Annotated in this window: 21 protein-coding genes; 20 read left to right on the top strand and 1 reads right to left on the bottom strand. The window is 62.1% G+C overall.

The genetic code is table 11. The features are described from left to right. The first annotated feature begins 20 nt into the window (after positions 1–20). The 19 genes from ACKAMS_RS27160 to ACKAMS_RS27070 are packed head-to-tail and all read left to right on the top strand — an operon-like array spanning position 21 to position 18,598. A complete protein-coding gene (locus ACKAMS_RS27160; RefSeq protein ID WP_024487471.1) occupies positions 21–587 on the top strand; it encodes a TetR/AcrR family transcriptional regulator in 567 nt (188 codons plus the stop codon). Further along, positions 584–1,789 carry a cytochrome P450 gene (locus tag ACKAMS_RS27155; RefSeq protein ID WP_317832673.1) on the top strand — a complete coding sequence of 402 codons (1,206 nt, stop codon included), beginning with the start codon at positions 584–586 and terminating at the stop codon, positions 1,787–1,789. The genes ACKAMS_RS27160 and ACKAMS_RS27155 overlap by 4 nt, the downstream gene beginning before the upstream one ends. After that, positions 1,789–2,595, top strand: coding sequence for an SDR family oxidoreductase (locus ACKAMS_RS27150; RefSeq protein ID WP_317832675.1), 807 nt, complete (start codon positions 1,789–1,791; stop codon positions 2,593–2,595). Before ACKAMS_RS27155 ends, ACKAMS_RS27150 begins: the two co-directional genes overlap by 1 nt. Continuing rightward, positions 2,592–3,986 (top strand): cytochrome P450, encoded by a 1,395-nt coding sequence (locus ACKAMS_RS27145; protein WP_019748680.1) that lies wholly within the window; start codon positions 2,592–2,594, stop codon positions 3,984–3,986. The genes ACKAMS_RS27150 and ACKAMS_RS27145 overlap by 4 nt, the downstream gene beginning before the upstream one ends. Before the next feature lie 2 nt (positions 3,987–3,988). Next, on the top strand, positions 3,989–4,180 hold the full coding sequence (locus tag ACKAMS_RS27140; RefSeq protein ID WP_020907945.1) for a ferredoxin: 192 nt from the start codon (positions 3,989–3,991) through the stop codon (positions 4,178–4,180). 58 nt (positions 4,181–4,238) lie between these two features. Then, entirely contained in the window at positions 4,239–4,790 is a 552-nt protein-coding gene (locus ACKAMS_RS27135) for a hypothetical protein (protein WP_020907944.1), read from the top strand. 5 nt (positions 4,791–4,795) lie between these two features. Continuing rightward, a complete protein-coding gene (locus ACKAMS_RS27130) occupies positions 4,796–6,043 on the top strand; it encodes a hypothetical protein (protein ID WP_408989829.1) in 1,248 nt (415 codons plus the stop codon). A gap of 26 nt (positions 6,044–6,069) precedes the next feature. Further along, positions 6,070–7,707 (top strand): acyl-CoA synthetase, encoded by a 1,638-nt coding sequence (locus tag ACKAMS_RS27125; protein WP_408989828.1) that lies wholly within the window; start codon positions 6,070–6,072, stop codon positions 7,705–7,707. Positions 7,708–7,760: 53 nt separating this feature from the next. Continuing rightward, positions 7,761–9,014 (top strand): cytochrome P450, encoded by a 1,254-nt coding sequence (locus ACKAMS_RS27120; protein ID WP_408989827.1) that lies wholly within the window; start codon positions 7,761–7,763, stop codon positions 9,012–9,014. Between the two features lie 34 nt (positions 9,015–9,048). Next, positions 9,049–9,789, top strand: coding sequence for an ABC transporter permease (locus ACKAMS_RS27115; RefSeq protein WP_021344419.1), 741 nt, complete (start codon positions 9,049–9,051; stop codon positions 9,787–9,789). Beyond that, the gene (locus ACKAMS_RS27110; RefSeq protein ID WP_003944051.1) at positions 9,786–10,658 is read left to right on the top strand and encodes an ABC transporter permease; all 873 of its coding nucleotides are present in this window, start codon (positions 9,786–9,788) and stop codon (positions 10,656–10,658) included. The genes ACKAMS_RS27115 and ACKAMS_RS27110 overlap by 4 nt, the downstream gene beginning before the upstream one ends. 9 nt (positions 10,659–10,667) lie before the next feature. Further along, the gene (locus tag ACKAMS_RS27105; RefSeq protein WP_408989826.1) at positions 10,668–11,837 is read left to right on the top strand and encodes an MCE family protein; all 1,170 of its coding nucleotides are present in this window, start codon (positions 10,668–10,670) and stop codon (positions 11,835–11,837) included. Continuing rightward, on the top strand, positions 11,834–12,856 hold the full coding sequence (locus ACKAMS_RS27100) for an MCE family protein (protein WP_408989825.1): 1,023 nt from the start codon (positions 11,834–11,836) through the stop codon (positions 12,854–12,856). The genes ACKAMS_RS27105 and ACKAMS_RS27100 overlap by 4 nt, the downstream gene beginning before the upstream one ends. Continuing rightward, the gene (locus tag ACKAMS_RS27095; RefSeq protein WP_408989824.1) at positions 12,853–13,875 is read left to right on the top strand and encodes an MCE family protein; all 1,023 of its coding nucleotides are present in this window, start codon (positions 12,853–12,855) and stop codon (positions 13,873–13,875) included. The genes ACKAMS_RS27100 and ACKAMS_RS27095 overlap by 4 nt, the downstream gene beginning before the upstream one ends. After that, positions 13,875–15,137, top strand: a complete 1,263-nt coding sequence (locus ACKAMS_RS27090) for an MCE family protein (protein WP_211917814.1) — start codon at positions 13,875–13,877, stop codon at positions 15,135–15,137. The genes ACKAMS_RS27095 and ACKAMS_RS27090 overlap by 1 nt, the downstream gene beginning before the upstream one ends. Beyond that, positions 15,134–16,315, top strand: a complete 1,182-nt coding sequence (locus ACKAMS_RS27085) for an MCE family protein (protein WP_408989823.1) — start codon at positions 15,134–15,136, stop codon at positions 16,313–16,315. The genes ACKAMS_RS27090 and ACKAMS_RS27085 overlap by 4 nt, the downstream gene beginning before the upstream one ends. Next, positions 16,312–17,631, top strand: coding sequence for an MCE family protein (locus ACKAMS_RS27080; protein WP_408989822.1), 1,320 nt, complete (start codon positions 16,312–16,314; stop codon positions 17,629–17,631). Before ACKAMS_RS27085 ends, ACKAMS_RS27080 begins: the two co-directional genes overlap by 4 nt. Next, positions 17,598–18,134 (top strand): hypothetical protein, encoded by a 537-nt coding sequence (locus tag ACKAMS_RS27075; protein ID WP_257209742.1) that lies wholly within the window; start codon positions 17,598–17,600, stop codon positions 18,132–18,134. The genes ACKAMS_RS27080 and ACKAMS_RS27075 overlap by 34 nt, the downstream gene beginning before the upstream one ends. Further along, a complete protein-coding gene (locus tag ACKAMS_RS27070) occupies positions 18,131–18,598 on the top strand; it encodes a hypothetical protein (RefSeq protein WP_408989821.1) in 468 nt (155 codons plus the stop codon). Before ACKAMS_RS27075 ends, ACKAMS_RS27070 begins: the two co-directional genes overlap by 4 nt. On the opposite strand, the gene ACKAMS_RS27065 is transcribed toward ACKAMS_RS27070, so the two are convergent. Then, a complete protein-coding gene (locus tag ACKAMS_RS27065; RefSeq protein ID WP_003943994.1) occupies positions 18,595–19,185 on the bottom strand; it encodes a TetR/AcrR family transcriptional regulator in 591 nt (196 codons plus the stop codon). The two genes, ACKAMS_RS27070 and ACKAMS_RS27065, sit on opposite strands and share 4 nt — an antisense overlap. A 243-nt stretch (positions 19,186–19,428) precedes the next feature. Between ACKAMS_RS27065 and ACKAMS_RS27060 the strand changes: the two genes are divergently transcribed. Beyond that, positions 19,429–20,967 carry an FAD-binding protein gene (locus ACKAMS_RS27060; RefSeq protein ID WP_084325643.1) on the top strand — a complete coding sequence of 513 codons (1,539 nt, stop codon included), beginning with the start codon at positions 19,429–19,431 and terminating at the stop codon, positions 20,965–20,967. The last annotated feature ends 7 nt before the right edge of the window (positions 20,968–20,974 follow it).

The raw sequence follows: 20,974 nt of genomic DNA, 5'->3' as shown, positions 1-20,974 counted from the left end.
ATTCAAGTGGCGGGGGATCGATTGTCTATGAATCCACTCGCAGGCGCCTCACGGGCAAACAGGCGGAAACTGTGGCCAGGCTTGCCGAAGCAACAGTGAAAGTTCTACGCAAACAAGAGTTTTCCGGACTGACTGTCCGTTCGGTTGCGGCCGAAGCGGGTGTAGGAACTGCGACCGCCTACACGTATTTCGCGTCCAAGGAGCATCTGGTCGCAGAGGTTTTCTGGCGAAGACTTCAGAACTCGTCGGCGCCTGATGGCTCAGGGTTGGATCGCACCGCGCACGTGCTGTCTGTACTTCGAAACATCGCGCTGCTTCTCGCGGACGAACCGGAGGTATCGGCCGCCGTGACCAATGCACTGCTCGGATCCGATCCTGAAGTGGAACATCTTCGCGGGCGGATCGGACTCGAGATCCATCAACGACTCGCTTCGGCGCTGGATCCGAATGGCGAACCCGAAGTGTTGGAAGCGCTCGAAATGCTTTATGCCGGGGCGCTTCTGCGAGCAGGGATCGGCTACGGAACCTACGCGCAAATCGCTGGACGCCTCGAGGCCTCAGCTCTACTGATCCTGGAGAAATCATGACAGAAGCTTTGATCGATCCGGTGGTCTTCAATCCGTACGACTACCACTTTCACGACGATCCGTATCCGACGTACAAGCGTCTGCGCGAAGAATCACCGTTGTATCACAATCCGGACGTTGGCTTTTGGGCGTTGTCGCGATATGCGGACGTGGTCGACGGATTCAAGGACAACAAGCGTCTCTCGAGCGCCAACGGGGTATCGCTCGACCCCGCAGCCTACGGTCCACACGCGCATTATGTGATGTCGTTTCTCGCGATGGACGATCCCCGCCATATGCGGTTGCGCCAGTTGGTTTCTCGCGGATTCACGCCGCGACGGGTTGCGGAGCTCGCCGGCCGGATCCTCGAACTCACGAAGCAACATCTGGTACCTGCGTTGGGCGCGGGGGAGTTCGACTGGATTACGGAGGTGGCGGGAAAGCTGCCGATGGACGTCATCTCCGAACTCATGGGGGTCCCCGAACCCGACAGAGCCGAACTGCGGCGCAAGGCGGATCTGGTGGTGCATCGAGAGGCGGGTGTTCTCGACGTGCCGCAACCTGCGGTGGAGGCTTCGATCAGTTTGATGGGCTACTACAAGGAGATGATCGCGCAGCGTCGCCGATCGCGGACGGACGATCTGACCTCGGCCTTGCTCGATGCCGAGATCGACGGAGACAAACTCTCGGACCAGGAGATCCTCGGATTCATGTTTCTGATGGTCGTGGCCGGAAACGAGACCACGACCAAGCTTCTCGGAAACGCTCTGTACTGGGGTTCGCACCACCGGGAGCAGATCACACCGGTTCTCGACGATCCCGAACGAGCCTCGGAATGGGTGGAAGAGACTCTTCGCTACGACACGTCGAGCCAGATCGTGGCTCGGACTTCGGTTGTCGACCTCGAATATCACGGACGCACCATTCCGGCGGGGCAGAAGGTCCTGCTCCTGATCGGATCGGCCAACCGAGACGCCGACGTCTTCGAGGATGCCGACAGCTTCCAGATCGGCCGGAGTTCGTCGGGAAAACTCGCGAGTTTCGGTGGTGGCGTGCACTTCTGTCTCGGTGCCCACCTTGCCAAGCTCGAAGCCAAGATCGCCCTCGCAGAGTTCGGGCGTCGGGTCAGCGACTACGAAGTCGACGAGTCCGGAATCGAGCGTGTTCATTCGACAAACGTCCGGGGCTTTGCGGCCCTGCCGGTGAAAGTGCAGGTGCGCTGATGCCTCGTTTCGAACCCAATCCAGTTTGCCGGCCGGCATTGATCAGTGGTGCATCGTCGGGAATCGGCACCGCTACTGCGTATGCCCTGGCCGAACTCGGCCATCCGGTTGCGCTCGGTGCGCGTCGAGTCACCGAATGCGAAGCCATCGCCGAGAAGATCCGCAGCAATGGTGGTGAAGCGTTTGCCCACTTCCTCGACGTCACGGACGGTGATTCGGTCGACGGATTCGTCTCGGCCGCAGAGGCAGTCCACGGTCCCACCGAAATGGTCGTCTCCGGTGCCGGTGACCTCGAATTCGGGGCTGCGGACGAGATGGATCCAGAGGCGTTTTCACGGCAGATCCAAGTCCACCTCGTTGGTGCGCAGCGATTGGCGCATCGCGTACTCCCCGGCATGAGGCAACGACAGCGCGGTGACTTCGTACTGATCGGCTCGGATTGTGCCGAGCGCCAGCGTCCACTCATGGGTGCTTACGACGCGGCCAAGGCCGGGCTCGAAGCAATGGGGCGCCAGATGCGAATGGAGCTCGAAGGAACAGGCATTCGTGCGTCGATCGTGCGACCCGGGCCGACACTGACCGGCATGGGGATGGACACGACGCCGGAGATCATCGGACCGGTTGGGGAATCGTGGAGTAAGTGGGGGTTCGCCCGCCATGGTTACTTTCTGCGCGCCTCGGACATCGCCAATGCCATCGTCGCCGTTGTGTCGGCGCCGCGAGGAGCACACATCGTGCTCGTCGAAGTTCAGCCCGAGGCACCACTGGACAAACTTCCCACTGCGAACTCACAGGAGACGACATGACGCACGGAGTGCAGGAGACGTCGCGAACACTGCCCGAGCCACCGCGGGTGTCCGGCGGGGATCTCCCGCACGGGCATCTCGAGGAACTGCGAACCGACCCGATAGCGCTCATGCGCCGGGTGCGTGAGGAATGTGGTGACGTCGGCGCCTTTCAACTTGCCGACCGCACAGTGATCCTGCTGTCCGGAGCTGAGGCAAACGAGTTCTTCTTCCGCTCCACCGACGAGGATCTCGACCAACAAGCTGCGTACCCCTTCATGAAGCCGATATTCGGTGAAGGCGTCGTCTTCGATGCCAGCCCGGAGCGGCGCAAAGAGATGCTGCACAACTCGGCTCTGCGCGGCGAACAGATGCGTGGGCACGCCGCCACGATCGGCCGCGAGGTCGAGGCGATGGTCGCGCAGTGGGGAGACGAAGGCGAGATCGATCTGCTCGACTTCTTCGCCGAGCTGACCATCTACACCTCGTCGGCGTGCCTGATCGGCAAGAAGTTCCGCGACGAACTGGACGATAGCTTCGCCAAGCTGTATCACGAACTCGAACAGGGAACGGATGCATTGGCTTTCGTGGATCCGTACGCGCCGATCGAGAGTTTCCGCCGCCGCGACGAGGCCAGGTTGGCGTTGGTCGCTCTGGTACAGGACATCATGAACGGGCGCATCGCGAATCCTCCGCAGGGCAAGGAGGACCGCGACATGTTGGACGTGTTGGTCTCGGTCAAGGACGAGAACGGCGACCTCCGGTTCAGTGCCGACGAGATCACCGGCATCTTCATCTCGATGATGTTCGCCGGCCACCACACGACTTCCGGCACGGCAGCGTGGTCGCTGATCGAGATGTTGCGGCATCCCGACACCATGACGGACGTCGTCGACGAACTCGACAATCTGTACTCCGACGGCGCCGACATCAGTTTTCATGCCCTGCGCCAGATTCCGGTTCTCGAGGCTGTGGTCAAGGAAACCCTTCGACTGCATCCGCCGTTGATCATCCTGTTGCGGGTGGCACGTGGAGATTTCGAAGTGGGCGGCTTCGAGATCCGAGAGGGCCATCTTGTCGCCGCGACGCCCGCGATCTCCAATCGAATCGCCGAGGACTTCCCCCGACCGGACACCTTCGATCCCGGGAGGTACATCGACCCGAATCAAGAGGACATCGTCAACCGCTGGACGTGGATTCCGTTCGGAGCCGGCCGGCATCGCTGCGTCGGCGCTGCATTCGCCCAGATGCAGCTCAAAGCGATCTTCTCGATCCTGCTGCGGGACTTCGAGTTCGAGATGGCGCAGCCGTCGGAGTCCTACCGAAACGACCACAGCAAGATGGTCGTCCAGTTGCAGCAGCCGTGCGCGGTGAGGTACCGGCGCAGAACACGTCCCGGGCGTGAGGGGTGATCATGCACGTCGAAGTCGACCTCGACCTGTGCCAAGGCCATGCGGCGTGTGAGCTCGAGGCACCGGAGATCTTTGTCGTCCCGAAGCGGGGGAAGGTCAGTCTTCTGGACTCGGACCCACCCGAGTCGCTCCGCGGTGAAGCTGAGATGGCGGTCAGGTACTGCCCGACCGGCGCCCTGAGAATTGTCGACTGATTACAGCGGATTGTCGATTGATTGCAGCGAATTCAAGTACTCGAGGGAGGAAGTTCAGATGACGGGTTTCGACCGCGCAGAGCTCGACGAGATGGTCCAACGCTGGATCGAGGCGAACAAGAAGGCCGAAGCCGCCGGTGATTGGAAACCGTTGGCGGACATGTACACCGAGGACGCCACGTACGGGTGGAACTACGGTCCCAAGCAGGATTTCATGGCGGTGGGGCGCGAGGAGATTCGCGAAGTCGCGCTCGGCCTCGAGATGAAGGGCCTCGAAGGCTGGGAGTACCCGTATCAAGACTTTGTGATCGACGAACGTAGTGGAAACGTGATCGGCTTGTGGAAGCAGATTTCCGATGCCAAGCGTGAGGACGGGAGCAACTACTCCGTCTACGGTATCGGCGGTAGTTGGTTCCGCTACGGCGGGGACTTCCAATGGTCCTGGCAGCGTGACTTCTTCGACTTCGGGAACGTGTCGGCACTGTTCATGGAGATGATCGGCAACAACGCTCTCTCGAAGGGGATGCAGGGCCGGATCCAGCGATCGATCTCAGGCGACCCGCTACCGGGCTGGTATCCGGTGGGCACCGCGCCGGTCCCGCTGTGGTGAGTCCGATGACGGTGCGCGATTCCTTCGAGACACTCTCGCAGCGCGACCTTGCCGTGTTGGTGCCCGAGTTGCTCCTGTGCGGGCAGCTGATCGATCGCTCGGGCATGGCGCATCTGATCGTCGAATTCGGACGCGAGGGTATGGCGCAGGTGGCCGTCGAGGAGTGGGAATCGGCCAGCCCCTGGTACACCCGCCGCATGCAGAAGGCTCTCGGATACGAGGGCGACGACGTCGTGACGATCTTCAAAGGGTTACAACTCGACATCGGCGCTCCGCCACAGTTCATGGACTTTCGATACCGGGTCGACGATCCGCTGCACGGTGAATTCTGGCTCGATCATTGCGGAGCACTCATGGACGTCGAGCCGTTGGGCGATGAGTTCGTGACCTCGATGTGTCACGACATCGAGGATCCGACTTTCGATGCGACGGCCATCGCGACCAACCCGCACGCCCAGATCCGTCCGATTCACCGACCACCGCGCAGGCCTGCGGACCGACATCCGCACTGTGCCTGGACCGTTTCCATCGACCCGTCGCACACGCCTCCCGTGATGACCGCGCACACCGAGCAGATCGGACGCACCGCCGCGGTGACGGTCGAGCTGAGCCCGATCGATCACGGTGGGGACGGTAAGGCGGACTACTCGGGTCCGTTGTTGTCCGACCTGAGATTTTCCGACTTCTCGCGATCGGCCTTGGTTCGTATCGCAGAGGAGATCTGCGTGCAGCATCATCTGTTGGCGTTGGGCTTTCTGGCAGCGGTTCGCCGCCGTGCCGACGAAGACAAGGCGCGCGAGATCACGCGAAAGCAATTGACCGGAATCGCGGGAGTTGCGGCACAGCGTATTCGAGATGCGCTCGGGCTTCCTTCGACTCTGGAATCGTTGGCATTGGTCCTGTCCGTGCATCCCTTGCTGAATCCGAAGCAGTATGTGGAGAGTGAGATCCGACGGGACGGCGGTGCTCTGGAGCTGTGGATCTCGCGAGACGCTCTTGTCGACCGCGACGGCGGTTGGCCGACCTTGCTCGGCAGCGAGCACCTCGATCCCCTCCAGGCTTTGGTCCGCGGCGTGAATCCGCACTTCACCGTGAGAGTGGTGGCCGAAGATGCCGCGGGGCTCCTTCTGGCCGTCGACATCACCGAAGCTCCCGCTCCGGAATGCGTCGAAGTCGCCATTACGAAGGTCAGTACCGGCGCGGCATTCGTATTCGAAGATCGCGGAATCCCTTTGCCTCTCTTCGTCGTCTGACCGGCCGAACCCGAAGGACTCAACCTATGGCGTACACGTTTGCAGACCTGTTCGAGCATTCCGTCGATGTGATGCCCGATCGCCTCTCGCTGATCGTTTCCGGCGAGGAGGTGACATACCGTGAGCTCGACGAGCGGGCCAACCGATTGGCGCATTACTTCCAGTCCGTCGGGTTGGGTGTCGGTTCGCACATCGGTATTCAACTGCACAACTCGATCGAGGCGATGGTTGCTGTCCTCGCGGCCTTCAAGATCCGCGGCGTTCCCGTCACGGTGAACTACCGCTACACGAGCGACGAATTGGTTTACCTGTACGAGAATGCGGATCTCACGGCGTTGGTTTTCCATCGTGGTTTCGCTGAGCGGGTCGCCGAGGCGTTGGTGTCCGCGCCGCGGGTCAAGTACGTGATCGAGGCGGCGGACGAACTCGCTCTCGGGAACGAACCGTCGATTCCGGGGGCAGTGGCGTACGAGGATGCGCTCGGCAACCAATCCCCGCTGCGCGTAGGTGAACATGCTTTTCCCGAGCGTTCCGGCGATGACGTCTACGTTCTCTACACCGGCGGAACAACCGGACGACCGAAAGGCGTCGTCTGGCGGCAGGAAGACATCTGGCGCGTGTTGGCCGGCGGTTACGACTTCTATTCGGGTGAGCCGATCGCCGACGAGTACCAGCAGTCGCGCGGTGGCGCCGCGGCAGCCGAACCGATGCGGTGGTGCATGCTTCCACCGCTGATCCACACCTCGGCACTGATGCCGACGTTCAACGCTCTGTTCTCCGGAAACACTGTCATCTTCGAACCGAAGTTCGATGCGGCACAGGTCTGGAAAGTCGTCGCCGAATATCGCCCGCAGGTCATGGTCATCACCGGCGACGCCATGGGCCGTCCACTGGTCGAAGCCCATCACGAATTGCAACCGGATGCGTCGAGCCTGGCCGTGCTCGCCTCCGGCGCTGCGCTCTTCTCCGGATCGGTCAAAGACGCGTTCTTCGACGTCTTTCCGAATCTGATGATCTCCGATTCGGTTGGATCGTCCGAAACAGGCTTCGGCGGAATCGGATTCGCAACCAAAGGGCTCGAGCAGCGTGGCGGACCCAAAGTGGGCGCCAACAGATTCACGGTCGTCGTCGACGACGACAACCGTGTGTTGGAGCCGGGTTCGGGGGCCGAAGGATGGTTGGCGAAACTCGGCAACGTCCCACTGGGCTACTACAACGATCCGGTGAAGTCGGCGGAGATATTCCGAGAGGTGAACGGCGCGCGGGCAGTGGTGACCGGAGACCGAGCGCGGATCGAGGACGACGGCTCGGTCACTCTCCTCGGCCGGGGAAACATGGTGGTCAACACCGGCGGTGAGAAAGTCTTCGTGGAAGAGGTCGAAGCCGTGGTGAAGGCCCATCCCGACATCTACGACGCAACAGTGATCGGCATTGCCGACGAGCGGTGGGGCAATCGGGTGGCGGCGGTGCTCCGCGTCCGCGATGGTGTGGAACCGGATTTCGATTCCATCGAAAAACACACCCGCACTCAGCTTGCCGGCTACAAGATTCCGCGTTCCTTCTGGATCGCCGACGAGGTCGTTCGAGCGCCGAGCGGCAAGCCGGACTACCGCTGGGCCAAGGAGTTCTCACAGAACAGCGACCCGGTCCACCGGATCGACTAGCGCTCACACGCAACACCCGGCACCCGGCACCCATCCGTAAAGGAGCATCTGCAATGCCTGAGATCGACCTTCCCGACGGGTTCGACGTGACCGACCCGCATCTGTACGGCGAGCGCGTCCCGCTTGCCGAGTTCGCCGAACTACGACGATGCGCTCCGGTCTGGTGGAACGCCCAGGAACCGGGTACCGGCGGATTTCACGACGGTGGTTGTTGGGTTGTCTCCCGCCACGCAGACGTCCGCGACGTCTCGTTGCGCAGCGAGGAGTTCTCGAGCAACGTCAACGGCTGCATTCCGCGGCATGAAGACAACATCTCGGCGGAGGAGTTGGAGGCGACAAAACACGTCCTCATCAACATGGACGCCCCTGAGCACACACAGCTGCGCAAGTTGGTGGCGCGCTTGTTCACTCCGCGGTCGGTGGAAGCGATGCGGGCCGGGCTGGAAGCGCGGGCAGAAGACATAGCGTCGGCTGCCGTGGCGGAAGGTAGCGGTGATTTTGTCAGCCAGGTCGCCAGCGAGTTACCGATGCAGGCGATCTCGGAGCTGATCGGTGTACCGCAGGACGGGCGCCGTCAGCTGTACGAATGGTCGAATCAGATGACGGGATACGACGACGAGTCGCTCGCCGGCGAGTCGCGGATGGCGTCGGCGCAGATCCTGGGCTACGCCTATCAACTGGCCGAGGCGAGACGGGAGGAACCGCTCGACGACATCATCTCGCGCTTGGTGCATGCCGACATCGACGGGCAGAAACTCACCCCGGAACAGTTCGGTTTCTTCGTCATCATGTTGGCTGTCGCGGGCAACGAAACGACGCGCAACGCAACGACACTCGGCATGATGGCATTTCTCGAGCATCCGGATCAGTGGGAACTGTACAAGCGTGAGCGTCCGCGCACCGCCGCGGACGAGATCATCCGCTGGGCTTCGCCACTGACGTCCATGCAACGAACAGCAGTGGTGGACACACAGATTGCCGGCACGGCGATTGCGAAGGGGCAGCGTGTCGTACTGCTCTACGGCTCGGCGAACTTCGACGAAACCGTCTTCGAGAACCCCGACGTCTTCGACATCACCCGAGACCCGAACCCGCACCTCGCGTTCGGAGGAACCGGACCGCACTACTGCGTCGGCGCCAACCTGGCCAGAATGGAGGTCGATCTGATCTTCGGCAAGATCGCCGATCACATGCCCGACATCAGCAAGCTCGGCGATCCGAGCAGGCTCTCGTCCGGTTGGCTCAACGGGATCAAGGAATTCAAGGTCGACTACGGCAACTCCACGTCATGTCCTTCGGGGCATTGACGTGTACAGCGGAAGAGTTGCACTTGCGGGCCCGATGCGCGAACTCGGCCAGTTCTACCGGATGGGCGCCGATGTCGCAGTGGGCTTGTTCCGCACCCGCTTTCAGGTGCAGGAGTTTCTCGAGCAGAGTTGGATGATCGCCCGGGTGTCGATCGTGCCGACAGTGTTGGTAGCCGTGCCGTTCACGGTCCTGGTGAGTTTCACCCTCAACATCCTTCTCCGCGAGATCGGTGCCGCCGACCTCAGCGGCGCCGGGGCCGCGCTCGGTGCCGTGACTCAGGTCGGTCCGGTGGTGACGGTGCTGATCGTGGCAGGTGCGGGCGCGACAGCCATCGCCGCCGATCTGGGATCGAGAACGATTCGTGAAGAGATCGACGCCATGGAGGTGCTCGGGATCGATCCGATCAATCGGTTGGTGATTCCGCGTGTGGTCGCGTCGACCGTGGTGGCTTTGCTGCTCAACGGACTCGTCTGCGTCATCGGCATCGCCGGCGGTTACGCCTTCTCGGTGTTTCTCCAGGGCGTGAACCCTGGCGCCTTCGTCGAGGGAATCACGTTGCTGACCGGCCTGCCCGAGGTGGCGTTGTCGATGGTCAAAGCTGCACTGTTCGGGATGCTGGCGGGATTGGTGGCCTGCTATCGCGGACTGTCGGTACGGGGTGGGCCGAAAGGCGTGGGGGAGGCCGTCAACGAAACGGTGGTGTACGCATTCATGGCGTTGTTCGTCGTCAACACCATCGTCACCGCGGTCGGCATCCGATTGACGGCGGGGTGATCGAGGTGACGCTGTCGGATTCGCTGGCACAAATCGGCAAGTTCGGACGCACGCGGGCGCGGGTGGCTCGAACGTCACGCTCGATCGACGACGTCGGGCGACAAGCTGTCTTCTTCGCGCGCGCCATCGCTCACATCCCGTGGGCAATTCGCAAACACCCGAAAGAAGTGTTGAGGCTGGTAGCCGAGATCAGCATGGGCACCGGAGCTTTGGCAGTGATCGGCGGCACGGTTGCGGTCGTAGGATTTCTGACTCTAGCCTCGGGCGGCACCATTGCGATCCAAGGTTTCAGCTCGCTGGGAAATATCGGAGTCGAAGCGCTCACCGGATTCTTCTCCGCCTTCATCAACGTTCGTATCGCTGCGCCGGTCATCGCGGGAATCGGCCTGTCGGCCACGATCGGAGCAGGTTCGACCGCGCAGATCGGTGCCATGCGCATCAGTGAGGAAATCGACGCCCTCGAATCGATGGCGATCAGTTCGGTCCCGTACGTCGTCAGCACCCGCGTCACCGCAGGGATGATCGCGATCTTGCCGCTGTACTCACTGGCGCTCGTAGGATCATTTCTGGCCGGACGATTCACCACGGTCGTGCTGTTCGGTCAATCCTCCGGTCTTTACGACCACTACTTCACGACGTTCCTCGATCCGGTCGACGTCGCATGGTCCTTCGTTCAAGTGCTCGTGATGGCACTACTTGTGATGCTGATCCACACGTACTACGGATACAACGCGTCCGGGGGACCGTCGGGCGTGGGAACTGCAGTGGGCCGCGGGGTTCGGCTCTCGCTGATCTGCGTCGTGGCGGTGACCCTGCTCGTCTCACTCGCGCTCTACGGCGGTTCCGGCAACTTCAATCTGTCCGGTTAGGGGTACTGCGTGCACAGATACGGCTACAAGTTGGCTGCTCTGGGCTTGGCTGCGGCGATCGTCGGGGTCATCGCTTTGTCGGTCGCGTCTTTCAACCAGGTGTTTGTCGCTCGCGTCCCGATCACGGTGATCGCGGAGCGCGCGGGGCTCGTGATGGATCCGGGCGCGCGGGTGAAGATGGCCGGGGCGACCGTGGGCTCGGTGGAGTCCATCACGCCGACTGACGACGCTACCGCACAACTGTCGTTGTCGATCGATCCCGAAGCGCTCGAATCTATTCCGTCAAACGTGGATGTGGCGATCACGTCGAACACGGCCTTCGGCGCGAAGTTCGTCAGCCTGTCCTCGCCGGAGCAGCCGAGCAGCGCGCGACTTGCCGCCGGGGCGACGATCGACGCGTCCCGGGTGACCGTCGAGCTGAACACGGTGTTCGAGAAACTCACCACCGTGCTCCGGACGGTGGACCCGGGCAAGCTCGATTCGACATTGGGTGCCCTCTCGACTGCTCTGCAAGGACGCGGCGAACGGCTCGGGGTCGCACTCGAACAAGCAGATTCCTCGTTGCTCGAATTCAACACTGCACGTGAGGCTCTCGATCATGTGTTGACGGATTTACCAGCCGTCACACAGACCTACCGCGACGCTGTTCTCGACTTGATGGACACCCTCGACTCGCTCACGACGACGGGAACCACTGTTCTCGACGAGCAGCAGAATCTTGATCTCCTCTTGCTCAACGTGATCGGGGTCGCCCGCACCGGAGAAGATGTACTGGGAGCCAACGCCGACGGTATCGACACCGTTCTGTCGTTACTGCGGCCGACCACCGCACTGCTCGAGGAATACTCCCCGGTGATTCCCTGCATGTTCCACGGACTGCAGGAGAGCAAGAAGATCGGCGACGGTGCCTACAACGGACAACCAGGAATCAAGATGTCGATCGGTCTGATCGCCGGAACCGAACCGTACCGATATCCCGACGACCTTCCGAAGGTCGCGGCAACAGGTGGCCCGCAGTGTATGGGTCTTCCACTGCGCGACCCGAACGTCAATGCTCCGTACCTGGTGACCGATACCGGGGTGAATCCGTTTGCGCCCGAGCGTCAGCCGAACGGTGGGCAACCGATGAACACGGTCCCGGATCTGATGAGCTACCTGTTCGGGACGGAGATCCGATGAAAGTTCGTGGGTACACCGTCAAGTTCGGAATTTTTGTTCTGGTGATGATCCTCGTCAACGCCGGGCTGATCCTCGTGTTCGGCCAGATGCGAGGTGGCGACGCGAGGTCGTACTCGGCGGAGTTCGTCAACGCCTCCGGGCTCAGAGCCGGCGACAAGGTGCGCATTGCGGGTGTGCCGGTCGGTTCTGTCGGCTCCGTCGAATTCGGTGGGAATCACCGTGCCCACGTGAGTTTCAGTGTGGATACGGGTGACACCGTGACTGTATCGACCAGAGCCGCTGTTCGATATCAGGATCTGGTGGGTAATCGATACCTCGAACTGCTCGACGATCCGGGGATCGCGGAACCGCAGCCACAGGGCGAGAGCATTCCCGTCGATCGCACCGCGCCGGCACTCGACCTCGATGCGCTACTCGGTGGTTTCAAGCCGCTGTTTCAAGCCCTGGACCCGGAGCAGGTCAACGCGTTGTCGATGTCCTTGCTCGAGGTGTTTCAAGGCCAGTCCGGAACTGTGGCATCGGTGCTGGCGCACACCGGATCGATCACGAACACTCTCGCGGACCGCGACCAACTGATCGGTCGAGTGATCGGCAACCTCGACGGTGTGCTCAGTGAATTGCGCAGCCGCGGTGGTCAGTTCAGTGACACTCTCGATCACCTACAACAGCTGGTCAGCGGGCTCGCGGCGGACAGGGAGATGATCGGGACTGCCGTCGAGAGTGTGAACACCGCATCAGGCACCTTCGCCGATCTCCTCGCCGGAATTCGCCCGGACATCGCGGGAAACCTGTCGAAGCTGGACGCAAGCCTGAATCCGCTGATCGAGCAACAAAGTGAGCTCGATCGGATTCTCGCGTCCATGCCCTCGAACTACAAGCAGCTGATCCGAGTCGGCTCGTACGGGTCGTTCTTCAACTTCTATCTGTGCGGAATCGCATTGAAGGTCGACGGTGCCGACGGTACGCCGCTCACTGTCGACCTGGTGGATCAGACGACCGGAAGGTGCGCACCACGATGAGAGAGATGGCACCGAGCCAGGCCGTACGCGTGGGGGTCGTGGGATTGGTCGTCACGGCCGCCGTCGTATTGGCATCGCTCCAGTATCAGAATCTGCAGTTCCTGAAATCGGGTGTCGGGTACAGCGCGGTGTTCGCCGACGCCAGCGGTCTCGCGCCGGGAGACGAAGTCAACGCCGCCGGAGTGAAGATCGGAACGGTGGACCGGATCGAGGTCGAGCACGGACTCGCGCGCGTGGATTTCACACTGGAAGGCTCGATCGGTTTGGGAGAAAGCACGTCGGCAGCCGTCACCACGATGTCGTTGCTCGGCAAGCGAGCGGTATCGCTCGATCTGGACGGTCCGGGAAGGATCGCGGTCGGCGGCGAGATCCCGGTCGAGCGAACAAGATCGGCGTACTCGCTGACCGACGTGCTCGGTGACCTCACCACGACGGTCGAGGACATCGATCTCGACCAGCTCTCCGAATCGCTCGACGCAGTGGGGCAGGTGATGTCCGACAGTGCGCCGAACCTGAGGCCGGCGCTGGACGGTGTCGCACGGATCTCCGACAGCGTCAATAGACGCGACGACATGTTGCGCACCTTGCTGTCCGATGCAAACGACGTCGCCGGGACGCTGGCCGAGCGTGGACCACAGGTCAACGCGCTACTCGTCGACGGCAACGCCTTGTTGGGAGAACTGGATCGGCGACAGGCGGCGCTGGGGGAAGTGATCACGAACATCTCGGCGTTGTCGACCCAGCTGAGCGGACTCGTCCACGACAACGAGGCGCAATTGCAACCGGTCCTCGGCAAACTCGACACGGTTGTCGGCATTCTGCAGAACAACAAGGACAACCTCTCTCAGGGAATCGACGGTCTCGGTACGTACGTGGGCACGCTCGGCGACACCGTGGCCAGCGGTCCCTTCTATTACGCCTACGTCCAGAACCTGGTACCGGCGCAATACACCCAACCGTTGATCAACGCGATGTTCGGGCTACCACCTGCGCCGCTACCGATTCCGGAGGTTCGATGATGGGTGCCTTACGAGTTCGCAAACCGGTGAACTGGCGTCGAATCGCCGTCGTCGGTGGAAGCGTCGTCGGCGCGGCGATCGTCGTCTTGTCGGGATACCTTGCGGTGCAACATCTGCGCTACTACAACGTGACCGCCTACTTCACCTCGACGACCGGCCTGTATGTCGGTGACGACGTTCGTGTCGTGGGAGTCGACGTCGGCCGCGTCACCGAGATCGCCCCACAGGGAGATCGAATGCGCGTCGAACTGAAATTGGCGCGCGAGGTTCCCGTCGCCGAGGACGCGAAAGCGGTGATCGTTGCCCAGTCGCTGGTCTCGGCCCGCTTCGTGCAGTTGACGCCGGCGGTGACTGACGGCGCCGACGCACTGAATGACGGTGCGGAGATCGGGCTCGACCGAACAGCCGTCCCGGTCGAGTGGGACCAGATCAAGGAACAGCTGGGCCGGGCTGCCGATGCTTTGGGTCCCGACGGGGACGATCGCGGTCCCGCCGCCAACTTCCTCGACGGTGCCGGATCCGCACTGGCCGGCAACGGGGAAGCGCTGGGGCGCTCGGTGACCGAACTCTCGGAGGCTATGAGCACACTCGACGAAGGCGGAGCCGATCTGTTCGGCACCATCCGCGGCCTGCAGACCTTCACGACCGCACTCGCCGCAAGCGACGAACAGATCGTTCAGTTCCAAGGACGACTGGCAAATGTCTCGAGTGTGCTCGCCGAGAGCCGGACGCAATTGGCTCCGGCTCTCGCCGATCTGGACGCCGCCGTCGTCGACGTACAGCGGTTTGTCGAACAGAACCGAACCGGCTTGACGGAGCAGATCGCGAAGTTGGCCGACGTGTCCCAGGTATTGGTCGACAAGCGCGCAGGTCTCGAGAAGGTACTGCATCTGGCTCCGACAGCGTTGTCGAACTACTACAACGTCTACCGGCCGGCCCAAGGAGCGATGGTGGGTGTGCCCGCATTCCAGAACGTCGGCAACCCGATCGACTTGATCTGCGGCGGAATCGCCGGCCTGGCCAACGACACCTCGAAGAAGGGCGCGGATTTGTGCATCGAATACCTCGGCCCGTTGCTCAACACGATCAAGGCGAACTACCCGGACCTGAGCATCAACCCGACCCGGGCGCTCGGCGCTCTTCCGGACCAACTGGTGTACAGCGAGCCTGATCTGGAACCGACTGGCGCCTTGAGCTTTCCGACGGTACGGGTGGCGTCTGATCTGACCGGCTTGCTCATGCCGTCGACAGGATCACGATGACTGGCCGCCGGTGGGGAACAGTGTGTGTGGCGGCGAGCGCCGTGCTCGTTCTGACGGGTTGTCAATGGAGCGGGCTGAATTCGGTGTCGCTGCCGGGCGCGGCCGGCCGCGGTGAGGGAAGTTTCTCGGTCGTGATCGAGATGCCGGACGTCACGTCGATCAGTCCCAACTCTCCGGTCATGGTCAACGATGTGACAGTCGGAAGTATCAGTGCGATCGAGACCGACAACTGGCACGCACGGGTGACGGTTGCGCTCGACGGTTCGGTGTCGCTGCCCGCCAACGCGACTGCCAAGATCGGCCAAACCAGTCTGCTCGGATCCAAACACGTCGCGCTCGCGCCGCCCACCGAGGTGGCGCCGGAAGGGCGGTTGTCGGAGGGATCCGTGATTCCCCTTGCATCGGCCAGTGTCTATCCCACCACCGAGGAAGCGTTGACGGCACTGTCCTTGGTGCTCAACGGCGGTGGGCTGGCCCAGATTCACAGCATCACCACGGAACTGAACACTGCTCTCGGCGGGCGGACCGATGCGGCGCGCGACCTGCTGAGCCAGATGGACACCGTGACCGAGACACTCGACCGTCAACGCGAGGCGATAGTCACGACCATGGAGAATCTCGACGTGTTCGCCGGCGAGATCACGGCTCAGCGAGACGTTCTCGGTGAGGCGTTGGAGACCCTTGATCCGGCCTTGGCGGAACTGAGCGCCCAACGCGTCGACCTGACCACCGCCCTCGATGCGGTCGGCAGGTTCGGGGACGTCGGTACCGATCTGGTCGACCGGACCCGCGACGATTTGAAAGCCAATTTGAGCGCCTTGGAATCGACGCTGCAGAAGGTGGTCGAAACAGGACCGGACCTGATCAACAATTTGGGCAATCTGAGTACCTTCCCCTTCCCTCAGACGACCATCGACGACGGAATGCGCGGTGATTACACCAATTTGTGGGCGCTGATCGACCTCACGAGTAATCGCCTTCAGTCAGGTCTGGGCTTCGGTACTCCGTTCGGGGCGCCGCAAACTCCGGTGGAGAACGGAATACTGGTCGATCCTTTGACCGCGCCTCTGGGTACCGGGCGGGCCGCCCCAAATGACACCGGGCGGGCCGCCCCAAGTGACACCGGGCGGACCGACCCAAGTAGCACAGGGCGGACCGCCCAGGACGGTGGACGATGATTCTCACGAAGTTGGTGCGAAGGCAATTGACGATCTTCGCGATCCTGGCGGTGATAGGCATGAGCGCAGCGGCTATCTCGTACCTGAGAGTTCCGACCATGCTCGGCATCGGGCGCTATTCGGTGACAGTCGAACTGCCCGACGCCGGCGGCCTGTATCGGAACGCGAACGTGACCTATCGCGGCGACACCATCGGTCAGGTCAGGTCGGTGCGTCTCACTCCGGGAGTGGTACGCGCCGAATTATCTTTGGAGAGTGCGGTTCCCGTTCCCTCCAGCGGACTCACAGTAGCGGTGCGAAGCGTGTCGGCAATCGGTGAGCAATACGTCGACATGCAACCGAGCACCGTGGACGGACCCTTTCTGGCCGACGGAGACGTGATCGGCCCCGAAGCTGTCACGATCCCGACCGAGATCGGACCGGTCCTCGATCAGGCGCAGGCGATGCTCGCATCCGTACCGCAGGACAAGTTGCGATCGGTGATCGACGAGTCAGCGGCAGCTTTCGGAGGCAGGGGAGAGGATCTGGCTCGTCTGCTGGATTCGACCACTTCGTTCGTCGATCAGATGTCCGCTGCCACAACGCCGGCTACGACGCTCGTACAGCAGTTGGATCCGCTCCTGCAGACACAGGTGGTGACGGGCGATCAGATTCGCCAGTGGGCGTCCAGTGTCGCTCAGCTCAGTGGACAGTTGGAGGTCGCCGACGGGTCCGTGCGCAATATCCTCGAGACCGGACCGGGCTTCGCGACTGAAGCCGACCTGCTGTTTCAAGGCCTCAAACCCACTTTGCCTGTGCTGCTTGCCAATTTCACCAGCACCGCTCAGGTGGCTTTGACGTACAACGCCGGGTTGGAACAGGTGCTCGTCATCTTGCCGCCACTGGTCGCGGCACAGGAAACCGTCGTACAACGCGGGCAGGTGGACGGCGCCGCGAACGTCAACTTCCATCTCCAAGCGCAGGACCCTGCGGCGTGCTCGACCGGTTACCTTCCTGCCGATCAGCGACGGGACCCGACCCAGACGAGTGTGCCGGACACCCCGGCTGATCTGTACTGCAAAGTGCCACAGAACTCGGTCTTCGCCGTTCGTGGATCTCGGAACATTCCCTGCATGGAGGTACCGGGCAAACGAGCACCGAGCCCGGAGATCTGCCGGAGCCCCGAAGCGTACGTGCCGTCGGGGACGAATGCGCCCGGCGAGTTGTACACCGGGCCTGACGGAGTCGACTATCAACACACGGAGTTGACTCCGACTGACTCCGGTCCGGGGGAGGGTGAGCCGTGGCAACAGTTGCTGACGCCGACGAATCGCTGAGAGGTGAGGTGCTGGATCCGGTCGGAGGGAAGCGCGGTGTACTCACTGCCCTGGTCTGGATTGCACTCGCGGCTCTGAGCGTCGTTGTCGTCTTCGGTTGTCTGGCAGTTCGATCGGACCGCGCGCGAGAGTCCCAGCGTCAAGGGTTCGTCGACGGTGCTGTCGCAGGAACCCTTGCTCTGATCGACGTTCACTCTGCCACGCTCGACGAGGATCTCGCGGAGCTGAAGTCGCTGACTACGGGAACTTTTGCAGACGAACTGAAGTCCGGTGAATCTGCGTTCGTCGCATCGATCCGTGATTTCGCCGTCGATTCCGACGGTCGTGTCGACACCGCAGCCCTGGCATCGGAATCCGGAACCTCGGGGGTGGTACTGATCGCGGCATCGGCTCAGGTCGGCAATTCGGCGGGAGAATCTTCGGCGCGAACCTACCGTCTTCGCGTCGGTGTCGAAGAGGTCGACGGTCGGGTACTGATGTCGAGTGTGGAGTTCGTCCCGTGAAGCGCGTGGTCTTGGCGTTTGCAGCGCTGATCTTGGTGGGAGTCGGCGGGACTCTGCTCTGGAGTCACCACCGTTCGGCAGCCGCTGAAACCGCACGTGTAGAGGTGATCGGTGTGGCGCCGATGCTCGTCGAGAATCTCTTGACCTACAACAGCGACACGGTGGACGAGGATCTTGCACATGCTGCCGAGGGCGCAAGTGGAACATTTCAGGACCGCTTCGCTGAATTCGGATCGAAAACCGTTGCACCCCAGTCGAAGGAGCAAGGAATCAGCACGAAGGCGCGAGTAGTCGACGTGGGAGTGCTCTCCGCTGCTGCAGACCGAGCGGAATTGCTCCTGTTCGTCGATCAGATCACGACGAGTATCGCGCGGCCGGCACCAGCGTCGACGTCGAGCCGAGTCGAGGTGACACTCGATCGAGTCGACGGCACATGGTTGGTGAGTGCCATGACTCCCGTCTAGTGAAGGTTGTCGCGGCCCGCCATGATCAGCCTGGCAGTGACTTCGAGCCGGTCTGCGATCTGCGAATAGGACTCGTATCCCATGCCGGCTCGGACAAGCGCTCCGGACCAGGAGATTTCGAGTGCTTCGAGTACGTCGGGATCGTATGACGGCCCCAGCGCCTCGATGAGCCGCTCGCGGATGTTCTTGCCGATACGTCCCCGAAGGTGTTCGACGTCGGGATCGTTGCCCATCATCGCCGTGGTCACGGCCGCGGCCAGCTCCGGTTCGTCGGAAACGAGGAGTGCGACGCTTCGAAGGACCGAGCAGACCTGCGCTTCTCGTTCCGCCTCGGGGGAGGGTTCGTGAGGTACCGCGTCGAGTCGGCGCCAGAACAGTTCTGCCACAAGGTGACTCTTGGACGAAAAATAGGTGTATGCCGTGGCTGCTGCGACACCGGCTTCCGCTGCCACCATTCGCACAGTCAGATCGGCAAACCCTTTGTCGCGCAGGACCGTGATCGCTGCCGCGGTCAATCGATCGACGGTTTCGGCTTGCTGCTGTGTGAGCCGTCGACGAGTGGACTCGAACTTGGTCTTACCAGACATGTGTCCAGACACTACGGGATCAGACCCGTGCGGGCAAAGTGTGCGCTATCACCGCTCGTTCTCGCTCTCCGCTCGGTGTCATGTCTCGCTCCCGCTCGGCGTCATGTCTCGCTCCCGCTCGGCGTCATGTCTCGCTCCCGCTCGGTGGGACAGAATTTCGATCCCCCGCGATCGCTAAGTCCATGTGTTAGAACGATTTCTAGAACACGTTCGGAAATGTGCCCAGGATCGGAGAGGCTGATTATGACGAAGTGGGACGAGACATGCGACGTACTCGCTGTGGGATCGGGCGGCGGACTCGCCGGCGCGTACACGGCAGCACGCGAAGGCCTCGACGTCATTGTGATCGAAGCGACCGACAAGTACGGCGGAACAACGGCGTACTCGGGCGGCGGCGGAATGTGGTTCCCGTGCAACGCCGTTCTTCGCCGGGGCGGGGACGACGACACCATCGAAGATGCGCTGGAGTACTACCGTTCGGTGGTGGGTGATCGGACACCTGCCGACGTCCAGGAGGCATACGTTCGAGGCGGCGCCGGGTTGATCGACTATCTCGAAGAGGACTCGAATTTCGAGTTCCAGATACTGCCGTGGCCCGACTACTTCGGGGAAAAACCCAAGGCTCGCGCGAGCGGTCGACACATCGTTCCCAAGCCGATGAACGCTAAGAAGCTTGGTGTGCTTCGTGATTCACTTCGATCGCCGCTCGCGACGGAGCGGTTGGGTGAAGAGTTGCCGGCGTACCTCGTCGGCGGGCAGTCGTTGATCGGTCGATTCTTGCTGGCACTTTCGACATTCGCCAACGCCGCCATGCACCTGAACACCACCCTCGAAGAATTGGTCGTCGAGGACGGATCGGTCGTCGGCGCGGTCGTCGAACAAGGTGGTCGGCGTCGAACCATCCGAGCCCGCAGAGGAGTGATTCTGGCCGCGGGCGGATTCGAACAGAACGAGACCCTGCGTGCCGAATTCGGTGTTCCCGGCTCGGCGCTCGACACGATGGGTTGTCCCGGCAATCTCGGCAAGGCGCATCAGGCGGCCATCGCCGTGGGCGCCGATACCGACCTCATGGGGGAGGCCTGGTGGTCGCCGGGGCTCACCCATCCGGATGGCCGCTCCGCGTTTGCGCTGTGGTTCACCGGCGGAATCTTCGTGGACGACAACGGTCGTCGATTCGTCAACGAGTCTGCGCCGTACGACCGCTTGGGTCGCTCCGTCATCGAACACATGCTGGCACGAGAAGTAACCACACCGTATTGGATGATCTACGACAACAGGGAAGGTGCAGTGCCGCCGGTGAAGGCGCCCAACGTGCCCATGGCGCAGACGGAGCAGTATGTGGATGCGGGGTTGTGGAAGAGTGCCCAGACGCTCGAAGACCTCGCCGCCCAGATCGATGTTCCCGCAGCGGAACTGGTGCAGACCGTGAAGCGATTCAACGAGTCTGCGGCGACCGGCGTCGACACGGACTTCGGCCGAGGAGACACTGCGTACGACCGTGCCTTTTCGGAGGGGGCTTCACCGCTCGTACCGATCGACCAAGGACCGTTTCACGCGGCCGCTTTCGGTATCTCCGACCTCGGGACCAAAGGTGGTCTACGTACCGACGCAACCGGGCGGGTGCTCAAAGCCGACGGTACGGCGATTGCCGGGTTGTACGCGGCGGGGAACACGATGGCAGCGGCCAGCGGGACTACGTATCCCGGAGGTGGAAACCCGATCGGAGCGAGCATGCTGTTCAGTCACCTGGCTGCACTCGACCTCACGAAGCCGCCGTCGTAAGGATCGG

Origin of the sequence: Rhodococcus sp. 5A-K4 (assembly GCF_046097995.1) — a bacterium.
Classification (GTDB): domain Bacteria; phylum Actinomycetota; class Actinomycetes; order Mycobacteriales; family Mycobacteriaceae; genus Rhodococcus_F; species Rhodococcus_F erythropolis.
The sequence above is the reverse complement of the archived record's forward strand: the minus strand, read 5'-3'. Positions and strand labels throughout refer to the sequence as shown.

Bases quoted from the DNA above. Each gene is read 5' to 3' on its own strand.
- ACKAMS_RS27095 (WP_408989824.1), top strand. From the start codon at position 12,853: ATGAGAGAGATGGCACCGAGCCAGGCCGTACGCGTGGGGGTCGTGGGA.
- ACKAMS_RS27130 (WP_408989829.1), top strand. From the start codon at position 4,796: ATGACGGTGCGCGATTCCTTCGAGACACTCTCGCAGCGCGACCTTGCC.
- ACKAMS_RS27060 (WP_084325643.1), top strand. From the start codon at position 19,429: ATGACGAAGTGGGACGAGACATGCGACGTACTCGCTGTGGGATCGGGC.
- ACKAMS_RS27085 (WP_408989823.1), top strand. From the start codon at position 15,134: ATGACTGGCCGCCGGTGGGGAACAGTGTGTGTGGCGGCGAGCGCCGTG.
- ACKAMS_RS27065 (WP_003943994.1), bottom strand. From the start codon at position 19,185: ATGTCTGGTAAGACCAAGTTCGAGTCCACTCGTCGACGGCTCACACAG.
- ACKAMS_RS27080 (WP_408989822.1), top strand. From the start codon at position 16,312: ATGATTCTCACGAAGTTGGTGCGAAGGCAATTGACGATCTTCGCGATC.
- ACKAMS_RS27100 (WP_408989825.1), top strand. From the start codon at position 11,834: ATGAAAGTTCGTGGGTACACCGTCAAGTTCGGAATTTTTGTTCTGGTG.
- ACKAMS_RS27155 (WP_317832673.1), top strand. From the start codon at position 584: ATGACAGAAGCTTTGATCGATCCGGTGGTCTTCAATCCGTACGACTAC.
- ACKAMS_RS27120 (WP_408989827.1), top strand. From the start codon at position 7,761: ATGCCTGAGATCGACCTTCCCGACGGGTTCGACGTGACCGACCCGCAT.
- ACKAMS_RS27090 (WP_211917814.1), top strand. From the start codon at position 13,875: ATGGGTGCCTTACGAGTTCGCAAACCGGTGAACTGGCGTCGAATCGCC.
- ACKAMS_RS27115 (WP_021344419.1), top strand. From the start codon at position 9,049: ATGCGCGAACTCGGCCAGTTCTACCGGATGGGCGCCGATGTCGCAGTG.
- ACKAMS_RS27135 (WP_020907944.1), top strand. From the start codon at position 4,239: ATGACGGGTTTCGACCGCGCAGAGCTCGACGAGATGGTCCAACGCTGG.
- ACKAMS_RS27145 (WP_019748680.1), top strand. From the start codon at position 2,592: ATGACGCACGGAGTGCAGGAGACGTCGCGAACACTGCCCGAGCCACCG.
- ACKAMS_RS27150 (WP_317832675.1), top strand. From the start codon at position 1,789: ATGCCTCGTTTCGAACCCAATCCAGTTTGCCGGCCGGCATTGATCAGT.
- ACKAMS_RS27140 (WP_020907945.1), top strand. From the start codon at position 3,989: ATGCACGTCGAAGTCGACCTCGACCTGTGCCAAGGCCATGCGGCGTGT.
- ACKAMS_RS27125 (WP_408989828.1), top strand. From the start codon at position 6,070: ATGGCGTACACGTTTGCAGACCTGTTCGAGCATTCCGTCGATGTGATG.